Origin of the sequence: Mesorhizobium sp. M4A.F.Ca.ET.050.02.1.1 (assembly GCF_003997725.1) — a bacterium.
In the GTDB taxonomy this organism is placed as follows: Bacteria; Pseudomonadota; Alphaproteobacteria; order Rhizobiales; family Rhizobiaceae; genus Mesorhizobium.
The window spans coordinates 1-6,978 of the sequence record NZ_RZSG01000283.1 but is presented as its reverse complement, the minus strand read 5'-3'; the positions used below and the strand labels follow the sequence as shown (position 1 = coordinate 6,978).

General features: G+C 62.5%; 6 protein-coding genes. All 6 read left to right on the top strand.

Features of this window, described 5'->3' with window-relative positions; all coding sequences use genetic code 11:
* A partial coding sequence (gene rseP, locus EOA33_RS18835; RefSeq protein WP_245482371.1) for an RIP metalloprotease RseP occupies nucleotides 1-1,120 on the top strand: 1,120 nt, incomplete at its 5' end.
* Between the two features lie 218 nt (nucleotides 1,121-1,338).
* Nucleotides 1,339-3,696: an outer membrane protein assembly factor BamA gene (bamA, locus tag EOA33_RS18830; protein WP_126054469.1), complete on the top strand. Its 2,358-nt coding sequence runs from the start codon at nucleotides 1,339-1,341 to the stop codon at nucleotides 3,694-3,696.
* A gap of 78 nt (nucleotides 3,697-3,774) precedes the next feature.
* A complete protein-coding gene (gene lpxD / locus EOA33_RS18825) occupies nucleotides 3,775-4,830 on the top strand; it encodes a UDP-3-O-(3-hydroxymyristoyl)glucosamine N-acyltransferase (protein WP_126054470.1) in 1,056 nt (351 codons plus the stop codon).
* Nucleotides 4,823-5,281 (top strand): 3-hydroxyacyl-ACP dehydratase FabZ, encoded by a 459-nt coding sequence (fabZ, locus tag EOA33_RS18820; protein ID WP_126054471.1) that lies wholly within the window; start codon nucleotides 4,823-4,825, stop codon nucleotides 5,279-5,281. Before lpxD ends, fabZ begins: the two co-directional genes overlap by 8 nt.
* Before the next feature lie 15 nt (nucleotides 5,282-5,296).
* A complete protein-coding gene (gene lpxA / locus EOA33_RS18815) occupies nucleotides 5,297-6,130 on the top strand; it encodes an acyl-ACP--UDP-N-acetylglucosamine O-acyltransferase (protein ID WP_126054472.1) in 834 nt (277 codons plus the stop codon).
* Nucleotides 6,111-6,978, top strand: an 868-nt coding sequence (gene lpxI, locus EOA33_RS18810; protein WP_190234301.1) for a UDP-2,3-diacylglucosamine diphosphatase LpxI, incomplete at its 3' end; no start/stop codon positions are given. The genes lpxA and lpxI, both read left to right, overlap by 20 nt.

Sequence of the window (6,978 nt, the reverse complement as noted above, 5' to 3'; positions counted from 1 at the left end):
GTTCAGCACGGAAGGCTTCGTCCTCGGCACGCTGGTGCCGTTCCTGTTCGTGCTGACCGTGGTGGTCTTCGTGCACGAAATGGGCCACTACCTCATCGGCCGCTTGTGCGGCATCGGCGTCAAGGCCTTTTCGATCGGCTTCGGCCCCGAGCTCATCGGCTTCAACGACAGCCACGGCACACGCTGGAAGCTCTGCGCCATACCGCTTGGCGGCTATGTCAAATTCGTCGGCGACATGAATGCCACGTCGAGCCAGCCGAGCGCCGAGGACCTGGAGGCGCTGAGTGATTCGGAGCGCGAGGTCGCGTTCCATACCCAGCCGATCTGGAAACGCGCCGCGACAGTGGTGGCCGGGCCGCTGTTCAATTTCCTGCTGACCATAGTCGTCTTTGCCGTGCTGTTTTCCGTCTATGGCCGCCCGGTGCTGGACCCAATGGTGGCCCAGGTCACCGCTGGCAGCCCCGCCGACAAGGCAGGCATCCAGCCGGGTGACCGATTCGTCAGAGTCGACGGCAGCACGGTCGAGACCTTCGCTGACGTCCAGCGCCTCGTTCAGGGCCGCGCCGGCGATGCCATCGCCTTCACCATGCTGCGCGATGGCAAGGAGATTACGCTCACAGCGACCCCTGTGCCGATGGAACAGCAGGATGCGCTGGGCAACAAGATCAAGGTGGCCGTGATCGGCGTCGTCAACAGCACCGAACTCGGCCAGGCGCGCATTGTCACCTACAATCCCGTCGGTGCCGTGGGCGCGGCCATCGAGGAGACCGGGCACGTCATCCAGCGCACGGGGCAGTTTCTGCAGCGTTTCGTTGTCGGCCGCGAGGACAAATGCCAGCTTGGGGGACCGATCAAGATCGCCAAAATGTCGGGTCAGGCGGCGAAACTCGGCTTCGAATGGCTGGTGCAGCTTGTTGCATTCCTGTCAGTCGGAATAGGAATTCTCAATCTTCTGCCGATTCCCCCCCTCGACGGCGGCCACCTCTTGTTCTACGGCGTGGAGGCCGTCTTCCGTCGGCCGGTATCGGAGCGGATGATGGAAATGGCCTACCGGACCGGACTGCTTCTGGTGTTGGGCTTTATGGGCTTCGTGTTCTGGAACGATCTGTTTGGGTGCTGAAATCATGAAGAAATTTGGCTTCGGCAGCCGCAATGTTGAGACGCCGTTTACCATGCACAGGGGTAGGCGTGACGCGAAAGCCACGCACCAGGGTTAAGTAATTACAAATTAACCAGAAGCCTTGCGTGTAGGGAAAATCCGGTTAATACGGTAGGGGAAAATTACCGCACGTCCGGTTTTCTCGCCGTGGGGACTACGAGAAAAGGTACAAAAGCCCGATGAAGGCAGCATCCAAGTTTATGAGCGCCGCGTCCGCGGTGGCTTTGTCCGCCGCTCTGGTTGTGCCAGGCGCGCTCGCAGTGCAGTTTGTTGCCACATCGGTAGCCGAAGCCGCAGTCGTCTCGAGAGTGGAGGTCAGCGGCAACCAGCGCGTCGATGCCGACACCATCCGCAACTACATCACGATCAAGCCTGGCAAGGCGTTCTCCAGCTCCGATATCGATGATGCGGTCAAGGCGCTGTTCGGCACCGGCCTGTTCTCGGATGTGCAGATCAACCAGGTCGGCTCGACCCTCGTCGTCAAGGTTTCCGAATACAAGGTCGTGAATCAGGTCCTGTTCCAGGGCAACAAAAAGCTCAAGGACAACGCTCTGCAAGCCGCGGTCCAGCTCAAGCCGCGCGCGACCTTCTCGCAGCAGACGCTTGATTCCGACGTCGAGGCGGTCAAGGCCGCCTACCGGCGCATCGGTCGCGACGATGCGGCGGTGACCACGCAAATCATGGAACTCGGCGACAACCGCGTGAATGTCGTCTTCAACATCAACGAAGGTGGCCGCACCCAGATCGCCGCGATCAATTTCGTCGGCAACAGTGCCTATTCCAGCCGCCGTCTGTCCGACGTGATCAACACCAAGCGTTCGTCCTGGCTCTCCTTCGTGCTGCGCGACGACGTCTATGACGAGGACAAGCTGCGCGCCGATCAGGAGTTGCTGCGCCGCTTCTACTACAATCACGGCTATGCCGATTTCCAGGTGGTCTCGGCGGTCGGCGAGCTCGATGACACCACCAACAAATACACTGTCACCATCACCGTGCAGGAAGGCGACCGTTACACCTTCGGCGACGTCAGCGTCGAAAGCACGATTCCCGAAGTCGACTCCAAGTCGCTGGAATCCGTGATCGAGACCCATAAGGGTGACGTTTACAACGCCAAGGATGTCGAGGATTCCATCATCGCGCTGACCGAGAAGGTCGCCGGCTCCGGCTATGCCTTCGCCCAGGTGACACCACGCGGCGATCGCAACTTCGAGAACCACACCATTTCGGTGGTCTACACAATCGACCAGGGCACCAAGGCCTATATCGAGCGTATCGAAATCCGAGGCAACGACCGCACGCGCGACTATGTCATTCGCCGCGAGTTCGATGTCAGCGAAGGCGACGCCTTCAACCAGGTGCTTATCCAGCGCGCGAAGAAGCGCCTGGAAGCGCTCAATTACTTTGAGAAAGTCGACATCTCGACCGTGCCGGGTTCGCAGCCCGATCAGGTCGTGCTGGTGGTTGACGTGGTCGAGAAGTCGACCGGCGAATTCTCGATCGGCGCCGGCTATTCGACCGGTGGCGACACGCCTGGTCCGTCGGTCGAAGGCTCGATCACGGAGCGCAACTTCCTCGGTCGTGGCCAGTACATCAAGCTGGCGGCGGGCGGCGGCAAGAATTCGCGCGACTACAGCATTTCCTTCACCGAGCCTTACTTCCTCGGGCGCCGCATTGCCGCCGGCTTCGATGTCTTCCAGCAGACGCGCAATTACACCCACTACGACAGCGAGACGCTGGGCGCCACAGTGCGCTTCGGCCTGCCGATCACCGACAGCATTTCCACCCAGCTGGCGTACAACATCGCGCAGGAGAAATACAAATACGATGACTGCGACGACAACGACGATGGCACTCAGGGCGATTGTGATCTTTCACAGGCCATCAAGGACGGCATCGCTGAAAGCCCCTGGCTGAAATCCTCGGTCAGCTTGGGTCTGGTGTACAACACCATCGACGACATGAAGAACCCGCATGAGGGTATTTACATCAACGGCACGACCGAAGTCGCCGGTCTCGGCGGCGACGCCAAGTGGGTGAAGCTGACCGGGCGGGCGAGCGTCTATCAGACCTTGTCCGAGCAGCTCGATCTGGTCGGTCTTGTGTCCGCCGGCGCTGGCCACATCGCAGGGTTTGGCGATGATGGGCTGCGCATTTTTGATCAGTTCCAGAGCAACGATCGCATGATCCGTGGCTTTGAGTATGGCGGTATCGGCCCGGCGGACGTCGCTACGGGGGATCACCTGGGCGGCACGACCTACTTCAATGCGTCGGCTGAAGCACAGTTCCCGCTGCCGGTCATTCCGGAAAGCTTCGGCCTGCGCGGTGCTGTTTTCGCGGATGCCGCCACTTTGTACGGCAGCAAGGTGACCACCGTCACTCAGACCTCAACCGACATGAAGCTGCGCGCCTCGGTCGGTATCGGCTTGATGTGGGCGTCGCCGTTCGGCCCGATCCGCATCGACTACGCGGTCCCGGTCAAGAAGGAACCGACCGACGACGTGCAGGAATTCAACTTCGGCATAGCGACCCGTTTCTGATCCGCGGGTAACAATGCTTCCGGGCCGCCATGCGGTCCGGAAGAGCGTGATCCGACCTAGCTGGATATTGCTTCTGGAATGACCGATCCGGTGTTCTTCGCGCCATCACGCCGGTATACGGCCGGCGAAGTCGCGAATCTGACCGGCGCTCAGCTTGTCGATTCTGCCCAGTCGCATGTCTCCATCGAAGCCCTAGCACCTGCCAACGAGGGTGGCGAGAACGCGCTCGTCTTCGTCGACGGTAGGCGCAATTTTGCCCTCATGCCGTTGTTGAAGGCCGCGGCGGTTCTTTGCCCGGCCGAATTCGCCAGCAAGGCGCCGGCGGGCATAGCGGTGCTTACCCATCCGCGCCCGCAGCAGGCATTCGCGCTGGTCGGGCGCCTTCTGTTCCCGCAGGCGGCCACACCCGGGCCAATGACCGGCGAAACCGGAATCTCGCCGCATGCCCATGTCGACCCCTCGGCGCATGTCGAGGCCGGCGCGATCGTCGAGGCCGGCGCGGTCATCGGTCCGCGCGTTTCGGTCGGCAACGGCACCATCATCGCTCCGCATGCGGTGATCGGCCATTCCTCCCAGATCGGCCGTGACGGCTATATCGGCCCGGGTGCCAGCGTGCAGTACGCGCTGATCGGCAACCGCGTCATCATCCATGGCGGCGCCAGGATCGGCCAGGACGGCTTCGGCTTCGTGGCCGGCGCCAAGGGCCCGGAGCGCGTGCCGCAGATCGGTCGCGTCATCATCCAAGACGACGTCGAGATCGGCTCCAATTCGACCGTCGATCGCGGCGCGATGTCCGACACCATCATCGGCCAGGGCACCAAGATCGACAATCTGGTGCAGATCGCCCACAATGTTCGTATCGGTCGCAATTGCATTATAGCGGGGCTTTCGGGTATTTCCGGTTCGGTCGTCGTCGGCGATGGTGTCACCATGGGTGGCGGCGTCGGCCTAGCCGATCATTTGACCATAGGGCCTGGGGCCAAGCTTGCAGCGAGAAGCGGATTCATGAGCAACGTCCCGGCGGGCGAGATCTGGGGAGGCTATCCGGCGCAGCCGATGGCCGAGGCCATGCGTGAAATCGCCATGCTGCGCAAGCTGGCCAGGACCCGCAAACAAGGCGATGGGAATGGCTGATATGGTGGCGACGCTTGAGGCGGTCGACATAATGGGGCTTATGAAGCTCCTGCCGCACCGCTATCCGTTCCTGCTGATCGACCGCATCGTCGACATCGATGGCGACGAGTCCGCCGTCGGCATCAAGAACGTGACCATCAACGAGCCGCATTTCCAGGGCCATTTCCCGCAGCAGCCAGTGATGCCCGGCGTGCTGATCATCGAGGCCATGGCGCAGACCGCCGGCGCGATCTGCATCCGCAGCCTCAACACGGAAAAGCCATCGCTGGTCTATTTCATGACCATCGACAATGCGAAGTTTCGCAAGCCGGTCGTTCCCGGCGACCAGCTCAGGATTCACGTCAAGAAGATCAAGAAGCGCGGCAACCTGCTCAAATTCGCCTGCGAAGCGATGGTCGATGGAGCAAAAGCTGCGGAAGCCGAGGTTTCGGCTATGATGGTCACCGGCTGACGGTTCAAAATGCTCATGAAAGTCCAGACTGAAATCCACCCTTCCTCGGTCGTCGAAGAAGGGGCCCAGCTCGGCGAAGGCGTTCGCATCGGACCCTTCTGCCACGTCGGCCCCGATGCCGTCATCGGCGACCGGGTCGAGCTTGTCGGCCATGTCTCGGTGATGGGCGCGACCACCATCGGCGCCGCCACCAAGGTCTATCCGATGGCCATACTCGGCGCGCCGCCGCAGAACACCAAGCACAAGGGTGGCCGCACGACGCTGGTGATCGGCGAGAACTGCACGATCCGCGAAGGCGTGACCATGCATCTCGGCACCGATTCCAGCCGCGGCGAGACGACGGTGGGTGACAATGGCAATTTCCTCGCCTATGCCCACATTGCCCATGACTGCGTCGTCGGCAAGAACGCCACCTTCGCCAACGGCGCGACGTTGGGCGGCCACTGCGAGATCGGTGACAACGTCTATGTTGGCGGCCTCACCGCCGTTCACCAGTTCGTCCGCATCGGCAACAACGCCTTCATCGGCGGCTGCTCTGCGGTCGTCGGCGACGTCATTCCCTATGCGATCGCCGCCGGCAACCGCGCCAGCCTTCGCGGCCTCAACATCGTCGGCCTGAAGCGTTCCGGCCTGCCGCGCGCCGAGATCCACCTGTTGCGCAAGGCCTACAGGACGATCTTCGACCGCTCCCGAACCGTCGGCGAGAACATAGAGTTCGCCAAGGCGGAATTCGCTTCCTCGCCGACGGCCATGAAAATCATCGATTTCATCGCCAATCGCGGCAAGCGGCACTATGCCGTCCCGTCGCTCAAGGGCGGCGACGGCGACGATGCCGACGATGAAGGCTGAGGCTGCCGGAGCCAAGTTGGACCTCGCGCCGGGCTCAAGGGTGGGCATCATCGCCGGCGGCGGCAGCCTGCCGGTGGAAGTCGCGGCCAGCCTCGCAAGGCAGGGACATCCGCCCGTCATCATCGCGGCCGAAGGCGAGGTCGACCGCAAGCAGGACCTCGCCGGCTACGAGACAGAGCAGCTCGCGCTCGAATCGTTCGGCTCGCTGGTGCCTTTGCTCAGGCGCAAGCGAATCAGCCACCTCGTGCTGGCCGGCGAGATCAGGCGCAGGCCGAAATTGACCGCCATGCGGCCGAGCCTCGGCCTGCTGGCTGCCGTGCCTACAGTGGTGATGGGGCTGGCGCGCGGTGACGACGGCTTGCTGAGGATGCTGACGCGTTTTCTGGAAAAGCGCGGCATCAAGGTCGTTGGCGCGCATGAGATCGTGCCCGAACTGCTTGCGAGCGATGGCTCGCTGACCACGGCCAAGCCGGGCAAATCCGACTGGCGCGACATCGAGGCCGCCAGGGTCGCGGCAAAGGCGATCGGTGCTCTCGATATCGGGCAAGCCGCGGTCGCAATCGGCGGCAGGGCGATCGCGCTGGAGGGCATCGAGGGCACTAACGGGCTGCTCGAGCGGACCAGACAATTGCGCGACCATGGCAGGCTCGCCGGCAAGACGCGCGGCGTTCTGGTCAAATGCGCCAAGCCTGGTCAGGAACTGCGCGCCGATCTGCCGTCCATCGGCCCGCGGACGGTCGAGGCCGCATATGAAGCGGGACTGGCGGGGATTGCGGTTGAGGCCGGCCGCTCGCTGATCCTTGAAGCTCCCGACACCATCGCGCGCGCCAATGCGCTCGGCCTGTTCA

What these genes read in the sequence shown, in the direction of transcription:
- lpxA (WP_126054472.1), top strand. Translation starts at nt 5,297, where the DNA reads ATGAAAGTCCAGACTGAAATCCACCCTTCCTCGGTCGTCGAAGAAGGG.
- fabZ (WP_126054471.1), top strand. Translation starts at nt 4,823, where the DNA reads ATGGCTGATATGGTGGCGACGCTTGAGGCGGTCGACATAATGGGGCTT.
- bamA (WP_126054469.1), top strand. Translation starts at nt 1,339, where the DNA reads ATGAAGGCAGCATCCAAGTTTATGAGCGCCGCGTCCGCGGTGGCTTTG.
- lpxD (WP_126054470.1), top strand. Translation starts at nt 3,775, where the DNA reads ATGACCGATCCGGTGTTCTTCGCGCCATCACGCCGGTATACGGCCGGC.